General features: G+C 61.5%; 17 protein-coding genes and 1 other RNA gene. All 18 read right to left on the bottom strand.

The features are described from left to right. Positions 1–35 precede the first annotated feature (35 nt). Positions 36–947, bottom strand: a complete 912-nt coding sequence (lpxC, locus tag V6M90_RS07085) for a UDP-3-O-acyl-N-acetylglucosamine deacetylase (protein WP_003171886.1) — start codon at positions 945–947, stop codon at positions 36–38. A 112-nt stretch (positions 948–1059) separates the two neighbouring features. Then, positions 1060–2256, bottom strand: a complete 1197-nt coding sequence (gene ftsZ, locus V6M90_RS07090) for a cell division protein FtsZ (protein WP_078823296.1) — start codon at positions 2254–2256, stop codon at positions 1060–1062. A 74-nt stretch (positions 2257–2330) separates the two neighbouring features. Beyond that, positions 2331–3593, bottom strand: coding sequence for a cell division protein FtsA (gene ftsA, locus V6M90_RS07095; RefSeq protein WP_003171883.1), 1263 nt, complete (start codon positions 3591–3593; stop codon positions 2331–2333). Between the two features lie 15 nt (positions 3594–3608). Beyond that, positions 3609–4478, bottom strand: a complete 870-nt coding sequence (locus tag V6M90_RS07100; RefSeq protein WP_003171882.1) for a cell division protein FtsQ/DivIB — start codon at positions 4476–4478, stop codon at positions 3609–3611. Positions 4479–4481: 3 nt separating this feature from the next. Next, a complete protein-coding gene (locus tag V6M90_RS07105; protein WP_003171881.1) occupies positions 4482–5450 on the bottom strand; it encodes a D-alanine--D-alanine ligase in 969 nt (322 codons plus the stop codon). After that, the gene (gene murC, locus V6M90_RS07110) at positions 5447–6892 is read right to left on the bottom strand and encodes a UDP-N-acetylmuramate--L-alanine ligase (protein ID WP_003171880.1); all 1446 of its coding nucleotides are present in this window, start codon (positions 6890–6892) and stop codon (positions 5447–5449) included. Before murC ends, V6M90_RS07105 begins: the two co-directional genes overlap by 4 nt. Beyond that, a complete protein-coding gene (gene murG, locus V6M90_RS07115; RefSeq protein ID WP_003171878.1) occupies positions 6885–7955 on the bottom strand; it encodes an undecaprenyldiphospho-muramoylpentapeptide beta-N-acetylglucosaminyltransferase in 1071 nt (356 codons plus the stop codon). The genes murC and murG overlap by 8 nt, the downstream gene beginning before the upstream one ends. Next, positions 7945–9168 carry a putative lipid II flippase FtsW gene (ftsW, locus tag V6M90_RS07120; RefSeq protein ID WP_003171877.1) on the bottom strand — a complete coding sequence of 408 codons (1224 nt, stop codon included), beginning with the start codon at positions 9166–9168 and terminating at the stop codon, positions 7945–7947. Before ftsW ends, murG begins: the two co-directional genes overlap by 11 nt. Further along, positions 9165–10511 (bottom strand): UDP-N-acetylmuramoyl-L-alanine--D-glutamate ligase, encoded by a 1347-nt coding sequence (murD, locus tag V6M90_RS07125; RefSeq protein ID WP_332846254.1) that lies wholly within the window; start codon positions 10509–10511, stop codon positions 9165–9167. The genes ftsW and murD overlap by 4 nt, the downstream gene beginning before the upstream one ends. Positions 10512–10517: 6 nt before the next feature. Further along, positions 10518–11600 carry a phospho-N-acetylmuramoyl-pentapeptide-transferase gene (mraY, locus tag V6M90_RS07130; protein ID WP_003171875.1) on the bottom strand — a complete coding sequence of 361 codons (1083 nt, stop codon included), beginning with the start codon at positions 11598–11600 and terminating at the stop codon, positions 10518–10520. Continuing rightward, positions 11600–12970, bottom strand: coding sequence for a UDP-N-acetylmuramoyl-tripeptide--D-alanyl-D-alanine ligase (locus V6M90_RS07135; protein WP_332846255.1), 1371 nt, complete (start codon positions 12968–12970; stop codon positions 11600–11602). The genes mraY and V6M90_RS07135 overlap by 1 nt, the downstream gene beginning before the upstream one ends. Further along, positions 12963–14426, bottom strand: a complete 1464-nt coding sequence (gene murE, locus V6M90_RS07140; protein WP_003171873.1) for a UDP-N-acetylmuramoyl-L-alanyl-D-glutamate--2,6-diaminopimelate ligase — start codon at positions 14424–14426, stop codon at positions 12963–12965. Before murE ends, V6M90_RS07135 begins: the two co-directional genes overlap by 8 nt. Continuing rightward, positions 14426–16168, bottom strand: a complete 1743-nt coding sequence (locus tag V6M90_RS07145) for a peptidoglycan D,D-transpeptidase FtsI family protein (RefSeq protein WP_003171872.1) — start codon at positions 16166–16168, stop codon at positions 14426–14428. Before V6M90_RS07145 ends, murE begins: the two co-directional genes overlap by 1 nt. Further along, positions 16168–16461 (bottom strand): cell division protein FtsL, encoded by a 294-nt coding sequence (gene ftsL, locus V6M90_RS07150; RefSeq protein WP_003171871.1) that lies wholly within the window; start codon positions 16459–16461, stop codon positions 16168–16170. The genes V6M90_RS07145 and ftsL overlap by 1 nt, the downstream gene beginning before the upstream one ends. Continuing rightward, a complete protein-coding gene (gene rsmH, locus V6M90_RS07155; protein WP_003171870.1) occupies positions 16458–17405 on the bottom strand; it encodes a 16S rRNA (cytosine(1402)-N(4))-methyltransferase RsmH in 948 nt (315 codons plus the stop codon). Before rsmH ends, ftsL begins: the two co-directional genes overlap by 4 nt. Further along, positions 17402–17857, bottom strand: a complete 456-nt coding sequence (gene mraZ / locus V6M90_RS07160) for a division/cell wall cluster transcriptional repressor MraZ (RefSeq protein ID WP_003171868.1) — start codon at positions 17855–17857, stop codon at positions 17402–17404. Before mraZ ends, rsmH begins: the two co-directional genes overlap by 4 nt. 352 nt (positions 17858–18209) lie before the next feature. Further along, positions 18210–18563: RNase P RNA component class A (gene rnpB, locus V6M90_RS07165), an RNA gene on the bottom strand. A gap of 96 nt (positions 18564–18659) precedes the next feature. Beyond that, entirely contained in the window at positions 18660–19565 is a 906-nt protein-coding gene (rsmI, locus tag V6M90_RS07170; RefSeq protein WP_141064037.1) for a 16S rRNA (cytidine(1402)-2'-O)-methyltransferase, read from the bottom strand. Positions 19566–19739 lie beyond the last annotated feature (174 nt).

Below are 19739 nucleotides of genomic sequence, written 5' to 3' on the forward strand. Positions count from 1 at the left end.
GCAGCCTTTAAAAACTAAAGAAAGAGAGTTGTGACTTACACCGCCGCAACGGGACGCATGTAAGAGATCGGTGCGGTGCTGGCATCTTCGAAGGTCACGACTTCCCAAGCGTCTGTCTGCTCAATCAACTTGCGCAACAGCTGGTTGTTAAGGGCGTGGCCCGACTTGAAGCCTTTGAACTCGCCTATCAGGCTATTGCCCAGCAGGTAGAGGTCACCGATTGCATCGAGGATCTTGTGCTTCACGAATTCGTCTTCATAGCGAAGGCCGTCTTCGTTCAGTACACCATCCGCGTCGACCACAATGGCATTTTCAACGCTGCCGCCGAGTGCGAGGTTGTGCTTGCGCAGGTACTCGATGTCACTCATGAAACCAAAGGTACGGGCGCGGCTGACTTCTTTTACGAACGAAGTGCTGGAAAAATCCACGCTTGCACTTTGGGTGCGGTCACGGAATACCGGGTGATCGAAATCGATCTCAAAGCTCACTTTAAAACCTTCGAACGGGACGAAGGTGGCGCGCTTGTCGCCGTCTTCTACTGTCACTTCCCGCAGAATGCGAATGAACTTCTTGGCTGCGTCCTGTTCTTCCAGGCCGGCAGATTGAATCAGGAATACGAAGGGTCCAGCGCTGCCATCCATGATAGGGACTTCGGACGCGGAGAGCTCGACGTAGGCGTTATCGATGCCCAAACCGGCCATGGCCGAGAGCAAGTGCTCCACCGTGTCCACCTTGACGTCACCGTTGACCAATGTGGTCGACATAGTGGTTTCGCCAACGTTTTCCGCGCGAGCAGGAATCTGCACCACAGGGTCAAGGTCGGCACGCACAAACACGATGCCGGTGTCGACAGGTGCAGGCTTGAGGGTCAGGTAGACCTTTTCCCCGGAGTGCAGACCTACACCTGTGGCACGAATAATATTCTTCAGGGTGCGTTGTTTAATCATGGCTTGGACCGCTTCAGCGCAAATTGCGAACTGGTATCAACAAAGGCTGGCGATAATAGCAGACCAGACCTTTGCTGAACACCAATCACCTTCATAGCCCTGATACATTCCATCAATCGGCCTGACGACGCAGGAATGCCGGGATGTCCAGGTAGTCCAGATCGTCTTGCGGATTCGGGCTACGGGACGCCGCAGCACCGGCCTGAGCCTGATTGCGCATCACGGTCGGACGGTCCAGGTCACGGTAGTTGACCGACGGCAGTTCCTGGCGCGCAGGCGCTGGAGCGGCAGCCGCTTGGCTCGCCTGGCTGCCGTGCAGCGTATTGTCGATGACCTTCACAGGCTTCTCGATTTTTGCGCCCAGGCCGGTGGCAACCACGGTCACGTGCAGCTCGTCGCGCATGTCCGGATCGATCACGGTACCGACTTTGACCATGGCGTGCTCGGAAGCGAAGGCTTCGATGATGCTACCCACGTCGGAGTACTCACCCAGGGACAGGTCGGGACCGGCGGTGATGTTCACCAGGATGCCGCGTGCGCCTTGCAGGTTCACGTCTTCGAGCAACGGGTTGCGGATGGCCGCTTCGGTGGCTTCGCGTGCACGGTTCGGACCGCTGGCGCAGCCGGTGCCCATCATCGCCATACCCATTTCGCTCATCACGGTACGTACGTCGGCAAAGTCGACGTTGATCATGCCCGGACGCTTGATGATGTCGGAGATACCGCGAACGGCACCGGCCAGTACATCGTCAGCCTTGGCGAACGCGGACAGCAGGCTCGCGTCCTTGCCCAGGATGGTCAGCAGCTTCTCGTTGGGGATGGTGATCAACGAGTCGACGCTTTCAGACAGCAGACGGATACCTTCGTCGGCGATCTGCATGCGCTTGCGGCCTTCGAACGGGAACGGACGGGTCACGACCGCAACCGTCAGAATGCCCATTTCCTTGGCCACTTCGGCAATGATCGGCGCAGCACCGGTACCGGTACCGCCGCCCATGCCGGTGGTGATGAACACCATGTTGGTGCCCTGCAGCACTTCGGCAATACGCTCGCGATCTTCCAGGGCGGCTTGACGGCCGACTTCCGGATTGGCGCCAGCGCCAAGGCCCTTGGTCACCGCGGTGCCCAATTGCAGGATGGTTCGTGCGCCGATGCTTTTCAGCGCCTGAGCATCAGTGTTGGCGCAGATGAATTCAACGCCTTCAATGTTGCTCTTGACCATATGGTTGACAGCGTTGCCGCCGCCACCGCCGACACCGATCACTTTGATGACCGGGCTGGCGGGGATGTTGTCTACGAGTTCGAACATGTTCCCTCTCCTTTCGTTTTCTCTAGTTTTTTCGCCTACTGCTTCTTTCGGTGTTGCGGTGTCGCGGTAAATCTTTAGAAATTGCCTTTTACCCAAGCCTGCAACCGCTCGAACAATGGCGCTTTGGCCTCATCGTCGCTGCGGTAGCTGTCACGGTGGCTCGGGCTCGACAGGGAAATGCCGTCGGTCTGCTTTTGCAGGCCGTACAACAGCAAGCCCACGCCGGTGGAATAAATCGGGTTGCGCACCACATCGCCCAACCCCTTGACGCCATGAGGCACGCCCAGGCGCACCGGCATGTGGAAGATTTCCTCGGCCAGTTCGACCGCGCCTTCCATCTTCGAGGTGCCACCGGTCAGCACGATGCCGGCCGGGATCAAATCTTCGTAACCGCTGCGACGCAGTTCAGCCTGGATCAGGGTGAACAGCTCGTCGTAGCGCGGCTCGACCACTTCGGCCAGGGCCTGGCGCGACAGTTCGCGCGGTGGCCGGTCGCCCACGCTCGGCACTTTGATGGTTTCACCGGCACCGGCCAGCTTGGCCAGGGCGCAGGCGTAGCGGATCTTGATTTCTTCGGCGTACTGGGTCGGTGTGCGCAACGCCATGGCGATGTCGTTGGTCACCTGGTCGCCGGCAATCGGGATCACGGCGGTGTGACGGATCGCACCTTCGGTGAAGATCGCGATGTCGGTGGTGCCGCCGCCGATGTCGACCAGGCACACGCCCAGTTCTTTTTCGTCGTCGGTCAGTACCGAATACGCGGAAGCAAGCTGCTCCAGAATGATGTCGTCGATTTCCAGGCCGCAGCGGCGCACGCATTTTTCAATGTTCTGTGCGGCGTTGACGGCGCAGGTCACCACGTGAACCTTGGCTTCCAGGCGCACGCCCGACATGCCCAGCGGCTCGCGAACACCTTCCTGGTTATCGATCACATAGTCCTGCGGCAGGGTGTGCAGCACGCGCTGGTCAGCCGGGATCGCCACGGCCTGGGCAGCGTCGAGGACGCGCTCAAGGTCGGCCGAGCTGACTTCACGGTCGCGGATCGCCACGATGCCGTGGGAGTTCAGGCTGCGGATATGGTTGCCCGCCACGCCGACGAACGCCGAGTGGATCCGGCAACCGGCCATCAGCTGCGCTTCTTCGATGGCGCGCTGGATCGATTGCACGGTGGACTCGATGTTCACCACCACGCCCTTCTTCAGGCCCCGGGACGGATGCGTGCCAATACCGACGATTTCGATCGTGCCGTCTTCCCCGACCTCGCCCACCAGCGCCACCACCTTGGAGGTGCCGATATCGAGACCGACGATCATTTTGCCGCTTTGCACGTTTGCCATGGGTCCTGCCTCTTCTTAATTCTTCGCGACAGCGGGTTGCGCTGCCGTGGGCGCAGCCGGTTCACGCCAGCCGACGGCAAGGCCGTTGGCGTAACGCAGGTCGACGCTCGCAATGTTCGTAATCTGTTCTTTCAAGGTCTTGTCATAGATGGCGATAAAGCGGCGCATCTTTTCCACCAAGCGGTCGCGTCCCAGCAACAACTGGATACCCGGGCCGGAACTGCCTGCCCCGGTCGTCAAAAACCAGCTGCCCCGTTCACGCAGTTCCAGGCGTGCAATGGAGAAGCCCAGTGGCCGCAGCATCTGGCTCAAGGCCTGGTACTGCTGCATCACTTGCTGTTGCGCCCGCTGCGGCCCGAACAGCTGCGGCAGGTGCTCGTAGTTGGCCAGTTCACGCGGGGTGAACGCCTGGCCCTGGTTGTTCAACAGCGCTTCATCGCCCCAACGGGCCACGGGCAGTTGTTCTTCCAGGCGGATCGTGACCTGGTCGGGCCATACGCGGCGCACTTCGGCGTGGGCGATCCACGGCATCTGTTCCAGCTCCGAGCGCATACCGGCCAGGTCGATGGTAAAGAAGCTCGCGGCCAGGTACGGGCCGATGCGCTGCTGTACCGCCTGCTGGCTGATGTAGCTCAAGTCGCCCTGCACGCTGATCTTGGTGATGGGCCGGTCGGCGTACGGCAACAGACGCTGCGCGCCTTCATACGTGCCGAAGCCCAACACCACCAGCAACACCGGCCAGAACAGCGCCTTGAGGAAACCAAAGTTGGCTTTCGGCAGGCGCGCCGACATCGGCTCTTTAGCCACCATTCGGCTGGCACCCCGTGGCACCGGCTTGCGGCTCGGTGCTTGGGGGGGCTGATGACGAAGCGATGCGCCTTTCATGTCTTAGCCTCGTTTCCTTTCTTCACCGGCGACGCTTGCCGCCAGGATCGCCAGCACCAACTGCTGGAAATCCAGACCGGCGGCGCGAGCGGCCATCGGGACCAGGCTGTGGTCGGTCATGCCCGGTGCGGTGTTGACTTCCAGGAACCAGAAATTCCCCTGGTCATCCTGCATCACGTCTGCCCGTGCCCAACCGGCGATACCCAGCGCCTCACAGGCTTTCGCCGTGAGGTCCATCAATTCCTGTTCCTTGGTTGCGTCAAGGCCACATGGGATCCGGTACTGGGTATCGGAGGCCACATACTTGGCGTCGTAATCGTAAAAAGTGTGGGGCGTGCCCAATGCGATGGGCGGCAATACCTGGCCACGCAGGGTGGCGATGGTGTACTCGGGACCCTGGATCCACTGTTCCACCAACACTTGCGAATCGTAGGTACTTGCCGCTTTCCATGCGTCGATCAATTCGGCGGCCGAGTTCACTTTGGCCATGCCGATACTGGAGCCTTCATGGGCTGGTTTGACGATCAAAGGCAGGCCCAGTTCCTTGGCCGCAGAAATACAATCGTCTTCGCTGCACAGCACGCTGTGACGCGGGGTGGGAATCCCCAGGCTGTGCCACACCTGCTTGGTGCGCAACTTGTCCATCGCCAATGCCGAGGCAAGGATGCCGCTGCCGGTGTAAGGGATGCCGGCGCACTCCAGCAGGCCCTGCATGCTGCCGTCTTCACCGCCACGGCCATGAAGAATGATGAAGGCGCGGTCGATCTTCTCGGCCTGCAAGCGCGCCAGGAAGTCATCGCCCACGTCGATACCGAACGCATTCACGCCGGCGCTTTGCAGCGCCGCGAGCACGGCATTGCCGGACTTGAGCGACACTTCGCGCTCGGCGCTCTTGCCGCCGAACAACACGGCCACGCGGCCGAAGTCGGCAGGCGCAATCGTAGAAAACAGAGAGGCGTAGTCAGTGGTCATTTCGACGCCCCCTTCTTGGCCGCAAACAGCGGGCTCGCCAGCAATTTGGGGGCAAGGCCGCCGATATCACCGGCACCCTGACACAGCAGAATGTCGCCGGCACGCAGCAGCGGCTTGACGATTGGCGCCAGGTCGACACCGCGCTCGATGTAGATCGGGTCCAACTGGCCACGCTGACGGATGCTGTTGCACAACTTGCGGCTGTCGGCACCCGGGATCGGTTCTTCACCGGCGGGGTAGACCTCCATCAGCAGCAGTACGTTGGCATCGGCCAATACATTGACGAAATCGTCGTACAGGTCGCGGGTGCGGCTGTAGCGATGTGGCTGGTACACCATTACCAGACGGCGCTCCGGCCAGCCGCCACGCACGGCCTTGATCACGGCGGCGACCTCGGTCGGGTGGTGACCGTAGTCGTCCACCAGCATCACATCACCGCCGTCTACCGGCAGTTGGCCGTAGACCTGGAAGCGACGGCCGACACCGGCAAAGCGCGACAGGCCTTCGACGATGGCTTCATCGCTGACGCCTTCGTCGGTGGCGATGCAGATGGTCGCCAGGGAGTTCAATACGTTGTGGTTGCCCGGCATGTTCACCGACACATCCAGCGGCTCGCGGTCGGGACGCAGCACGGTGAAATAGGTTTGCATGCCTTCCTGGCGCACATTGATCGCACGCACGTCAGCGTCTTCGCTGAAGCCGTAGGTCACGGTCGGGCGTTTGACCTGCGGCAGGATCTCGCGCACCACCGGGTCGTCCAGGCACACCACCGCCAACCCATAGAACGGCAGGTTATGCAGGAACTCGACGAAGGTTTTCTTCAACTTGTTGAAGTCGCCGTCGTAGGTCGCCATGTGGTCGGCGTCGATGTTGGTGACCACGGCCACCAGCGGTTGCAGGTGCAGGAAGCTCGCATCGCTTTCGTCGGCTTCGGCGATCAGGTAGCGGCTGGTGCCCAGTTGGGCATTGGTACCGGCTGCATTCAGGCGGCCACCGATCACGAAAGTCGGGTCCAGGCCACCGGCGGCGAACACCGAGGCGATCAGGCTGGTGGTGGTGGTTTTGCCGTGGGTACCGGCGACGGCGATGCCGTGGCGATAGCGCATCAGCTCGGCCAGCATTTCGGCGCGCGGTACCACGGGAATACGGCGCTCAAGAGCGGTGGCCACTTCCGGGTTGGAGGTGTTCACGGCGCTGGACACCACCAGCACGTCGGCCTCGGCGGCGTTCTCGGCGCGGTGGCCGATAAAAATCTGTGCGCCAAAGGACTTCAGGCGCTCGGTGACCGGCGAATCCTTCAAGTCCGAACCGGAGACCTGGTAGCCCAGGTTCAGCAGTACTTCGGCAATACCGCACATGCCCACGCCGCCGATCCCGACGAAGTGGATGCGACGGATACGGCGCATTTCCGGTTGTGGCATGGCTTTCTGATTCTCAACCATGGGCCACCTCCAGGCAGATATCGACCACGGTGCGGGTTGCGTCAGGTTTGGCCAGGCGGCTTGCGGTGCTCGCCATGCGGTTGAGTCGTTCCGGTTGCATCAAAACCTCGGTCAGGCGTGCGGCCAAATCGGCGGCGCCAGTCGTTCTTTGCGGCAGCAGGAAGGCAGCGCCCTCCCCGGCCAAATATTCGGCGTTGCGGGTCTGGTGATCGTCGATCGCATGGGGCAAAGGCACCAGCAACGACGGCAGACCGGCGGCGGCCAGTTCACTGACGGTCAGCGCACCAGCGCGACAGACCACCAGGTCGGCCCAGCCATAGGCTTGGGCCATGTCTTTGATGAAAGGCTGTACGTTCGCCTCGACACCGGCGTCGCGGTAACGCGTGGCGGTGACTTCATCGTGGTTCTTGCCGGCCTGGTGGAAGATTTCCGGGCGCACTTCCTGAGGAAGTTGCGCCACCGCTTCCGGCAGCAACTTGTTCAACGGCTCCGCGCCCAGGCTTCCGCCCAGGATCAGCAGATGCGCCTTGCGCCCGGCCAGGGCCTGACGCGCGATATCCATGAACAGTTCGGTGCGCACCGGGTTGCCGGTGGTGCGACGTTTGCTCGATGCACCGAAGGTGTTCGGGAACGCTTCACACACCCGCGCGGCCAAGGGCACCAGCAAACGGTTGGCGGTACCGGCGACGGCGTTCTGCTCGTGCACGATCACGGGCACACCGGCGAGCCTGGCGGCGACGCCACCGGGGCCGGTCACATAACCACCAAAACCGAGTACGCACACCGGCTTCACGTCACGGATGACCTTGCGCGCCTGCCATACGGCCTTGAGCAACACGAACGGCGCCTTGAGCAGGGACAATTTGCCCTTGCCGCGCAGGCCGGTGACGTTGATCAGATGCAGCGGCAAACCGGCGGCCGGCACCAATTCGTTTTCGATGCCACGCGGCGTTCCCAACCAGTGCACGGTGTAACCACGGTTCTGGAACTCACGGGCACAGGCCAGGGCCGGGAACACATGCCCCCCAGTACCGCCGGCCATGATCAGCACATTAGCGCCCATGGGTCGGCTCCTCGGCGAAGTCGCTTTCGCTGAACTCCATCTCTTCGCTGCCCAGGTGGGTTCGACTCTCCCACTCGATGCGCAGCAACAAGCCCAGACAGGCGCAGCAAATCACCAACGAACTGCCGCCGTAGCTGAGGAACGGCAAGGTCAGGCCTTTGGTCGGCAGCAGCCCGACGTTCACGCCGATGTTGATCAGGAACTGGCCGATCCACAGGAACGACAAGCCGTAGGCCACATACGCGGCGAAATATTGCTTGGCCTTCTCGGCCCACAAGCCGATGTACATGCCGCGTACGCAGACAAATACGAACAGCGCCACGGTGCACAGCGAACCCACCACGCCCAGTTCTTCGGCAAGCACCGAGAACACGAAGTCGGTGTGCGCTTCGGGCAGGTAGAACTGCTTCTGCACGCTGTTGCCCAGGCCCACGCCCAGCCACTCGCCGCGACCGAAGGCGATCAAGGCCTGGGTCAGTTGGTAGCCGGAACCGAACTGATCGGACCACGGGTCGGTAAAGGTGATAAGACGCGCCATCCGGTAGGGTTGCGCCTGCACCAGAACAGTCACCGCGGCCACCGCCAGCACCACCATCAAGGTGAACCGGAACAAGCCGACGCCGCCGAGGAACAACATCGCCGCCGCGGCGCCCATCATGACCACGGTGGCGCCGAAGTCGGGTTCCATCAGCAACAGGCCAGCCATGGGCAGCAGCACGATGAACGGTTTGAAGAAGCCCATCCAGCTTTCGCGCACTTCTTTCTGGCGACGGACCAGGTAACCGGCCAGGTAAATCACCACGAACACCTTGGCGATTTCCGACGGTTGCACGTTGAACGCACCGAAGCCGATCCAGCGCATGGAGCCGTTCACTTCGCGGCCGATGCCCGGCAGGATCACCATGACCAGCAAGCCGAACGCACCGATCAGCATCAGCCAACCCAGGCGTTGCCAGGTGGCGATGGGGATCATCATGGTAACGATGCATGTGCCCAGGCCGATGATCAGGTACACCAGGTGACGGATCATCATGTACAGGGTGTTGCCCGACTGCACGGCGGCCACTTCAGAGGACGCCGAGGTGATCATCACCAGGCCCAGGCCCAGCAGCGCGAGGCAACCGGCGAGCATCGGGAAGTCCAGGTCGATACCGCGCCCGGTAATGATCGGCGACGGGTACGGCTTGATGATGTTTCTGAAGTCGATACTCATGCCAAGGCCTCCACGGCGCGGGCGAACAGCTGGCCGCGCTCTTCGTAGTTCTTGAACATGTCGAAACTGGCGCACGCCGGCGACAGCAGCACCGCATCGCCCGGCTGGGCCAGGGCTTTGCACTGGGCGATCGCGTCGTCCAGGGACGTGGCGCGCACTTGCGGCACGGCATCACCCAGGGCAGCGGCGATCAAATCGGCATCGCGGCCCATCAACACCACGGCGCGGCAATGCTCGGCAACGGGCGCTTTAAGGTCTTTAAAGTCGGCCCCCTTGCCATCGCCACCGGCGATCAGCACCAGCTTGCCGTCGATATCGGCGCCCAGGCCTTCGATAGCGGCCAATGCCGCGCCGACGTTGGTGGCCTTGGAGTCGTTGTAATAGCTGACGCCGTCCAGGTCGCGCACCCATTGGCAACGGTGTTCAAGGCCGCCGAAGGCGCGCAGGCTCGACAACATGGCGTCGAACGGCAAGCCGACGGCATGCCCCAACGCCAACGCGGCCAGGGCGTTGGACTGGTTATGGGCGCCACGAATTTTCAACTCGCGCACCGGCATCAGGTTCTGGAATTCGAAGGCCAGGTATTTCTCGCCGTTTTCTTCGCGGATGCCGAAGGCCTTGAAGTCAGGTTTGCCCAGGCCGAAGGTCCAGCAGGGCATGCCCTCGCCGATCAGCGGACGGCTCAGGGCATCCTGGCGGTTGACCACAAACTGCTTGGCGCCGCGGAAGATCCGGTGCTTGGCCAGGTGATACGCAGGCAGGCCGCTGTAGCGGTCCATGTGGTCTTCACTGACGTTCAACACGGTGGCCACTTCAGCGCCCAGGTCGTGGGTGGTTTCCAGCTGGAAGCTCGACAGCTCCATCACGTACAGCTCGACCTCATCGCTGAGCAGGTCCAGTGCCGGCGTACCGAGGTTGCCGCCCACGGCCACGCGTTTGCCGGCCGCCACGGCCATCTCGCCAACCAGGGTGGTCACGGTGCTTTTTGCGTTGGAACCGCTGATGGCCACGATCGGCGCCTTCGCGTGACGCGCAAACAGGTCGATATCGCCCGACAGCTTCACGCCACGCGCCGCAGCGGCTTGCAGGGCCGGTGTCGCCAGGGCCAGGCCAGGGCTCACGTAAAGCTCATCGGCGCGGCATAGAAACTCGACATCCAACTCGCCACAACGCACTTCCACGTGCGGGTAGTCACGGCGCAGCGTGACCAGCTCCGGTGGATTTTCCCGCGTATCGGCCACGGAAAACGACGTGCCCCGGTTCGCCAGGAAGCGAACCAGGGACATGCCGCTCTTGCCGAGGCCGACAACGATGCGGAAGTGGTCTGAAGCGATCAGGGACACTCGTTTCTACCTCAGTTTCAGGGTGGCAAGGCCGACCAGGACCAGAATCACGGTGATGATCCAGAAACGGACAATCACGCGTGGCTCGGGCCAGCCCTTGAGTTCAAAGTGGTGGTGGATCGGCGCCATGCGGAACACACGGCGCCCGGTCAACTTGAAGGACGCCACCTGGATGACCACCGACAGGGTTTCCATCACGAACACACCGCCCATGATGAACAACACGATTTCCTGGCGAACGATCACTGCGATGGTGCCCAGGGCCGCGCCCAGCGCCAGCGCGCCGACGTCGCCCATAAAGACTTGTGCCGGGTAGGTGTTGAACCACAGGAACCCCAGGCCGGCACCGATCAGCGCGCCGCAGAACACGATCAGTTCGCCCGCGCCCGGCACGTAAGGAATCAGCAGGTATTCGGCGAATTTCACGTTACCCGACAGGTAGCAGAAGATACCGAGCGCACCGCCCACCATCACCGTCGGCATGATCGCCAGGCCGTCGAGGCCGTCGGTCAGGTTCACGGCGTTGCTGGAGCCGACGATCACGAAATAGGTCAGCACCACAAAGCCAATACCCAGTGGAATGCTGGCGTCCTTGAGCATCGGGATGATCAAGGTGGTTTCCACCGCGCTTGGCGCCGTGGTGTAGAGGAAGATCGCGGCGGCAAGGCCGAACACGGACTGCCAGAAATACTTCCAGCGACTCGGCAACCCCTTGGAGTTCTTCTCGATCACCTTGCGGTAGTCATCGACCCAACCGATGGCGCCGAACAACAGCGTCACCAGCAGGACCACCCACACGTAACGGTTATGCAGATCGGCCCACAGCAAGGTGCTGATGCCGATGGACGACAGGATCAGCGCGCCGCCCATGGTCGGGGTACCGGACTTGGACAGGTGCGACTGCGGGCCGTCATTACGAACCGATTGACCAATTTGCAGGTTCTGCAGGGTGCGGATCATCCACGGCCCTAAAAACAGCGACAGCGACAGCGCGGTCAGTACACCCAGGATCCCGCGCAGGGTCAGGTACTGAAAGACCGCAAAGCCTTTGTGGAACTGTTGCAGATACTCAGCCAGCAGCAGCAGCATTAATGTTTCTCCGTACTTGAGCCACACAAGGCTACGACGACGTTTTCCATCACCGCGCTGCGCGATCCCTTGATCAAAATGGTTGTGTGTTTATCGTGTTCGGCCGCCGTCAGCGCCTGGATCAGCTCGGCCTGGGTGGCGAAGTGCTGCGCACCGGGGCCAAAGGCATTCACGGCGTAGGCCATGTTCGGGCCGACGGCGTAGAGCGCGTCGACTTTACCGGCGGCATACGCGCCGACTTCGCGGTGGCCTTGTTCCGCCCATTCGCCCAACTCACCGATATCGCCCAGGACCAGCACCTTGCGGCCGTCGAAGCCTTTAAGCAGATCCACGGCGGCATTGATGGAGGACGGGTTGGCGTTGTAGGTGTCATCGATCACGCGCATGCCGTTGGTCGCCAACTGCGCGACGGTGCGGCCCTTGACCGGCTGCACCGCCCCCAGGCCAGTGGCGATACCGAACAGCGACACGCCCAGGGCATGGGCGGCGGCGGCGGCGGCCAGGGCATTGGCAACGTTATGGTTGCCGAGCAGGTTCAGTTGCACCGACTCGCGACCCTGCGGGGTGTGCAGGGTGAACGACGGACAGCCACGGGCATCGACAGTGATGTCGGATGCATGAAAATCGGCGGCGGCGTTCAGCACGGCAAACGTCAGGACCTTGCGACCGGCGGCGCGGGCACGCCAGGTCTCGAAGGCCTTGTCGTCGAGATTCAATACCGCAGTACCCGAAGCATCGAGGCCTTCAAGGATTTCGCCCTTGGCTTCGACGATCTTTTCCGGGCCACCAAACTCACCCACGTGGGCGGTACCGGCGTTGTTGATAATCGCCACGTGAGGCTTGGTCAACGCCACGGTATAGGCGATTTCACCGACACGCGAAGCCCCCAGCTCGATCACGGCCGCCGTGTGTTCCGGGGCCAGTTCGAGCAGAGTCAGCGGCGCGCCGAAATCGTTGTTCAGGTTGCCACGGGTCGCCAGCACCGGACCACGGGTACGCAGTACACCGGCGAGCAGTTCCTTGACCGTGGTCTTGCCGCTGGAGCCGGTGACGGCTGCAACCGGCTTATCGAACGCGGCGCGATTCAGCGCACCCAGTTGGCCCAGGGCCAGGCGGGTATCGGCGACCAGCAACTGCGGCAAGGTCGACTCAGGCACTTCGCACTGCACCAACGCGCCGACGGCGCCTTTGGCGGCGACATCATTAAGGTAGTCGTGGCCGTCGAAGCGCGGCCCGGTCAAGGCGACAAACAATTGCCCCGGTTTGATCGCGCGGCTGTCGATACTCACGCCGTCGAAGCGGCAATCGCTCGACAGGACGCGGGCCGACAGGGCCTGGGACAGTTCGCTGAACGTCATGGCCTTAAGCATGGGCAACCTCCCAGGCGGTCAGGGCATGATCGGCCTCGACCAGATCGGAAAAGGCGTGACGCTCGCCGTTGATTTCCTGGTAGTCCTCGTGACCTTTACCGGCCAACACCACCACGTCGTCAGCACTGGCGCTGGCGATCAATTGGGCAATGGCGGCACCGCGACCGGCAACAAAGGCGGCCTTGGACGCGTCTTTGAAACCTGCGCGGATATCGTCGAAAATCTGGCCCGGGTCTTCAGTACGCGGGTTGTCATCGGTGACCAGCACGCCATCGGCCAGGCGCTCGACGATCTCGGCCATCAACGGGCGCTTGCCGCGATCGCGATCACCGCCGCAGCCGAACAGGCACAGCAGCTTGCCTTTGGCGTGAGGGCGCAAGGCTTCGAGGACTTTTTCCAGGGCATCCGGGGTGTGGGCATAATCGACCACCACCAGCGGCTGCTCACCGCCGCCCAGGCGTTGCATGCGGCCGGCCGGGCCTTCGAGCTTGGGCAATACGTTGAGAATTTCGTCGAGGGCGTAGTCCAGGCCAAGCAAGGCGCCGATGGCGGCGAGCACGTTGCTCAGGTTGAAACGACCGAGCAAGGTGCTGCGCAGGTGGTGCTCGCCTTGTGGCGTCACCAGGGTGGCGCGCACGCCTTCGTCGTTGAACTGGGCTTCGCGGCAATACAGGTACGCGCTGGAATCCTGCAGGCTGTAGCTGATCAGGCGCGACTCGCTGTCTTGGGCGGCCAGGTGACGACCGAACTCATCGTCCAGGTTCACCACCCGGCACTTGAGGTCATTCCAGGCAAACAGCTTGGCCTTGGCGGCGGCATACGCCTCCATGGTGCCGTGGTAATCCAGGTGATCGCGGGACAGGTTGGTCATCACTGCCACGTCAAATGCCAGGGCGGTGACGCGGCCCTGGTCCAGACCGTGGGACGACACTTCCATGGCAACCGCCTTGGCACCGGCCTTCTTCAGGTCAGCCAGGGTCGCTTGCACGGCAATCGGGTTCGGTGTGGTGTGCAGGCCGCTTTGCAGCGCGCCGTAGAAACCGGTGCCCAGGGTGCCGACGATGCCGCAATGCTGGCCCAGCAGATCGAGGGCCTGGGCGACCAATTGGGTCACGCTGGTCTTGCCGTTGGTGCCCGTCACGCCCACCAGGTTGAGGTGGCGACTCGGTTCGCCATAAAAGCGGCCGGCGATATCGGACAGTTGCTTGGCCAAGCCCTTGACCGGAATCAGCGGCACGTCGGTGATCGGCAGCACGGTGGCGCCGTCCACTTCATAGGCCACGGCCGCCGCGCCGCGCTGCAAGGCATCGGCGATGTGCGCACGGCCATCGAACTTCCCGCCCGGCACCGCCAGGAAGAGGTCACCGGCGCGCACATTACGGCTGTCCAGGGTCAGCTCGCGAATCAGCAGATCGCGGCCGGCGTGGGCAAAAATCTTGTTCAGACTAAGAGACATCAGCCGCGCCCTCCATTGGCTTTGACTGCAGCGGCCGGTGGCGCGGCGTTCGCTTGCTGGGTCGGCGGCAGGTTGTCCGGCGTGATGTTCATCAGGCGCAGGGTGCCGGACATCACTTTGCTGAACACCGGCGCCGATACCAGGCCACCGAAGTAACCGGCCTTGCTCGGCTCGTCGATCACCACGACGATGGCATAGCGCGGGTCGCTCATCGGGCCGAAGCCGGCGAACAGCGAACGGTATGAGTTTTCGGCATAACCCTTGGTGCCCACCGAGGTTTTACGCGCGGTACCGGACTTGCCTGCCACGTGATAGGCCGGCACCTGGGCGCGGAACACACCGCGCGGCGCTTCGATCACTTGTTGCAGCATGCCTTGCATGGTCTTGGCGACGTTTTCCGGAATTACCTGGGTGGCTTTCGGCGCTTCGTCGACGTGGATCAGGCTCAACGGCACCATACGGCCATTGTTGGCCAATACCGAGAAGGCGTGCGCCAGTTGGATCGCGGTCACCGACAGGCCGTAACCATAGGAAAGCGTGGCGGTCTCGGCTTTTTTCCAGTCGCGGTAGTTCGGCAGGTTACCGACGCGCTCACCTGGGAAATCCAGGCCGGTGGGTTGGCCCAGGCCGATTTTTTGCGCCAGGTGGTAGATGGTCTCGCCGCCGATATCGAAAGCAACCTTGCTCATGCCCACGTTACTGGAGTTGATCAGGATACCTGTCAGATCCAGCACCGGACCTTCGGTGCGCGACACGTCTCGAATGGTGTATTTGCCCAACTGCAAGGTGCCTGGATACACCTCGACTTTGTCGCTGGGTTTCCAGCGTCCGGTTTCGAGGGCGGCACTCATGGAGATGGCTTTCATGGTCGAACCCGGCTCGAACACGTCGATCATGGCGCGGTTGCGCATCATCGCCGGTTGCAGGTTGCGACGGTTGTTCGGGTTATAGGTCGGCTGGTTGACCATGGCGAGGATCTCGCCGGTCTTGACGTCCATGATCACCAGGCTGCCGGCCTTGGCGCCGTTCTCGATGATCGCGTTGCGCAGCTCGCGGTTGGCCAGGTACTGCAGGCGCAGGTCAATCGACAACGCCAAGGGCTTGCCGGCCTTGGCGTTTTTGGTGACCTGGACATCCTTGATCAGTCTGCCGCGCCGATCCTTGATGACTTGTCGTTTGCCGGGAACGCCGGCCAGCCATTCATCGTAGGCCAGCTCCACACCTTCGCGACCGTGATCGTCGATGTCGGTAAAGCCCACCATATGCGCCGTGGTCTCGCCGGCCGGGTAGAAACGACGAAATTCCTCGATGCCATAGACACCGGGGACTTTAAGGTCGAGCACCTGCTGGCCTTGTTCGGGGGTGAGCCCACGAACCAGGTAAATGAATTCTTTATTGGCCTGGGCGTCAAGGCGTTCGGCCAAGGCTTTAGGGTCTTGCCCCAGGGCTGCGGCGAGCGCCGGCCAGCGATCCTTGGCGACCTGCAATTCCTTGGCGTTGGCCCACAGGGTAGTGACCGGCGTACTGACCGCCAGAGGCTCGCCATTACGATCGGTAATCAGGCCGCGATGCGCAGGAATCTGGATATGACGCAGGCTGCGCGCATCGCCTTGACCGATCAGGAAGTCACGGTCGACCACCTGCAAGTCGAAGATGCGCCAGACGATCGCGCCCACCATCAAGGCCAGCAAGCCGAGCATCAAGCGAAAGCGCCATGGGTAGAGTGCCCCTTCGAGTTTCATCATGGCGCCACCATCCGAACTTCGGCCGCGCCCGGAATGTGCATTTTCAGCTGCTCGGTGGCCAGCACTTCGATACGGCTATGGGCCGTCCAGGTGCTTTGTTCCAGAATCAAGCGGCCCCACTCGGCCTGCGCCTTGTCACGCACGCTCAACTCCCCGTACAGGGTGTTAAGCAACTGGCGATTCCAGTGGGCGCTGTAGGACACCGCGATCGCGGACACCAGCACGCCGATAAACAGCAGCAACATGAAGAAGCTGCCGCCCGGGAGGGGCTTGGCGAACAGCTTGCTCACCGCAACTTCTCCGCGACACGCATGACGGCACTGCGCGAGCGTGGGTTGGCCTTGAGTTCGGCTTCAGAGGCGAACTGCGCTTTGCCATGGATCTTGATTTTTGGCACAAAGGCTTCGAAACGTACCGGCAGGTTGCGCGGCAGGTTGTCGGATTCGCCCTTGACCAGGCGACGCATGAACAGTTTGACGATCCGGTCTTCCAGGGAATGGAAGCTGATCACCACCAGACGACCGCCCACTTCCAAGGCATCCAGCGCAGCCTCAAGGCCGGCTTCCAGATCACCTAATTCGTTATTGACGTGAATGCGCAGGCCCTGGAACGCACGGGTCGCCGGGTTCTTGCCCTTTTCCCAGGCCGGGTTGGCAACCTTGAGCACTTCGGCCAGGTCGGCGGTGCGCTCGAACGGCTGGAGCTCGCGGCGCTCGACCACGGCACGGGCCATGCGCCCGGCGAAGCGCTCTTCACCGTACTCTTTGAATACGCGGGCAATTTCTTCCACCGGCGCGGTGGCGATGAATTGTGCGGCGCTGACCCCACGGGTAGGGTCCATGCGCATGTCGAGGGGGCCGTCGTTCATGAAACTGAAGCCGCGCTCCGGATCATCGAGCTGTGGCGACGACACGCCAAGGTCGAGCAGAACCCCGGCCACCTTGCCTGCCATGCCGCGCTCGGCCACTTCGGCGCCCAGCTCGGCAAAGCTGCGCTGCACAACGACAAAGCGGCCGTCTTCGGCCGCCAGCGCTTGCCCGGTGGCAATCGCTTGAGGGTCTTTGTCAAACCCGAGAAGTTTGCCGCCGGGCCCGAGCTGGCTGAGTATCAACCGGCTATGCCCACCCCTGCCGAAGGTGCCGTCCAGATAGCAGCCATCCGCGCGTACGGCGAGAGCCTCAACGGCTTCGTCAAGCAGTACGGTGATGTGGTTAAAGCCGCTATCAATAGTCACAGGATCAAATCACGCAGTTCATCAGGCATGGCGCCCGGTTGTTGAATAGCAGCCAGGTCAGCTGCTGAAACAGCATCCCAGGCATCTTCGTCCCACAGTTGGAACTTGTTCAGTTGGCCGACCAGCATTGCGCGCTTATCCAGCTTGGCGTACTCGCGCAGACGCGGCGGCACCAGGAAACGACCGCTGCCATCGAGTTCGAGGTCGACGGCATTGCCGATCAGCAAACGCTGCAGGCGGCGGTTCTCTTCACGCAATGAAGGCAGGGCGCGCAACTTGGTTTCAATCAACTCCCACTCATCGAGGGGGTAAACACATAAACAAGGGTCAACGGCATCGATCGTGATGATCAATTGTCCGGAACTTCGCGAAATCAGCTCGTCACGATACCGGCTCGGCATGGCGAGACGGCCTTTTGCATCGAGACTGATAGCGTTAGCTCCGCGAAACACAGATGCGTTTCTCCAAATTTTAGCGTTTTACGTCAAAAAAACCCACTTTGTGCCACTTTCCGCCACTTGCGCACACTATAGGAATGCGCCCACCACACCGTCAAGGCACGGATTCAAGGAAAAGCCTTACAGAACGGAGATTTAGGAGCGTAAAAGGAGGAGAAACCAGAGTTAGGCGAGGTTTTTGACTCAGCAAGCGCTGACAGCTCAAAGAGCTGCGACTTAAAGTTAAAGTGATTTATTAAGAGTAAGATTTTTTTGGTATTACGAAGACGCATCTGCCATTGATTTGGCAGGGAGGGATTCTTGCGTTACTACCGGTTTTCTGCCAGAGGCCTGACAGAAGAAAAAGGTGGAGAGTCGATCTGTAAGCCGGGTTCTGTCTTGAACAGTCATTCGTCTACGATGGCCATCACTGGACATCTTTAGCAACCTACCCGGTCCCAGCGCGGGCCACGCCTTGGGACCCTATTTGGTCTTGCTCCAAGTGGGGTTTACCTAGCCACGAACTGTTGCCAGTCGTGCGGTGCGCTCTTACCGCACCTTTTCACCCTTACCGGCACCGAAGCGCTTAGGCGGTTATTTTCTGTGGCACTTTCCGTAGGCTCACGCCTCCCAGGCATTACCTGGCACTTCGCCCTATGGAGCCCGGACTTTCCTCCCCCCCCTAATTTTCATAGAGGGCAGCGACTGTCCAATCGACTCTCCGCCGCGCAGGTTAACGGCACGACGGCCTCAGGACAAGTATTAAAAGTGGGCCATTGCTATCACGTTCAGACGAAATACCGGTTCAAACCCGGAACTATTCGGCTTTCTGCTTATCCAGCGCCACCTGATACAACACGTTCTTGCGCACGCCGGTTATCTCCGCAGCCAAGGCGGCCGCGCGCTTGAGCGGCATCTCCTTGAGCAGCAGGTCCAGCACGCGCATGGCCTCGCTGCCGACGGCGTCTTCAGCCTCCGGCGCGGTCCAGCCCGCCACCAATACCACGCACTCACCGCGCTGCTGATTGCTGTCACCCTCGACAAACGCACGCAGCTCTTCAAGCGGCAGGCCTTTGAGCGTTTCAAAAGTCTTGGTCAGTTCACGCGCCAGCAACGCCAGGCGCTCGCCACCGAAAACCAGCTCCATGTCCTGCAGACACTCCAGGATGCGGTGCGGGGCTTCATAGAAGATCAGCGTGCGCGGTTCTTCCTTTACCGCCTGCAGACGGGCACGCCGTCCCACCGCCTTGGCCGGCAGGAAACCTTCGAAAATAAAACGATCGGAGGGCAGTCCCGCCGCGGACAATGCCGCGATCAGCGCGCACGCCCCCGGAACAGGCACTACATTGATACCAGCCGCTCGCGCCTGGCGCACCAGGTGGTAGCCGGGATCGGAAATCAGCGGCGTCCCCGCGTCGGAGATCAGCGCCACATCGTCACCGGCCAGCAGCCGAACGATAAAACGACTGCCCTCTTCGCGCTCGTTATGCTCGTGGCACGCCGCTAGTGGGGTGCTGATACCAAAATGCTGCATCAACCGTTGGGAGTGTCGCGTGTCTTCCGCCGCGATCAATTTGACCTCGCGCAGCACTTTCAGCGCACGGGCACTGATGTCGTCCAGGTTGCCAATGGGCGTCGCCACGACAAAAAGCGAGCCTGCAGTGGAATTCAAAGGACCTGGAGCAGTCAAAACGCACACCTCGATGGTTGGCAAAAGCCACATTGTAGCGCGTAGAGGCGTTTAAAATATGCCAGCACGGCCGATACCCTTTCAGCCGTTGATCACCCATAGCAACATTTGCACGACCTAAATCGACGGTTTCACGCCAGTAACATCGCGCCTGGGCCAGTGCTTGGGTACACTTCCACGCTAATTTGATCGGTATCAGGAACACTT

This window comes from Pseudomonas lactucae (genome assembly GCF_036688725.1).
Lineage (GTDB): Bacteria > Pseudomonadota > Gammaproteobacteria > Pseudomonadales > Pseudomonadaceae > Aquipseudomonas > Aquipseudomonas lactucae.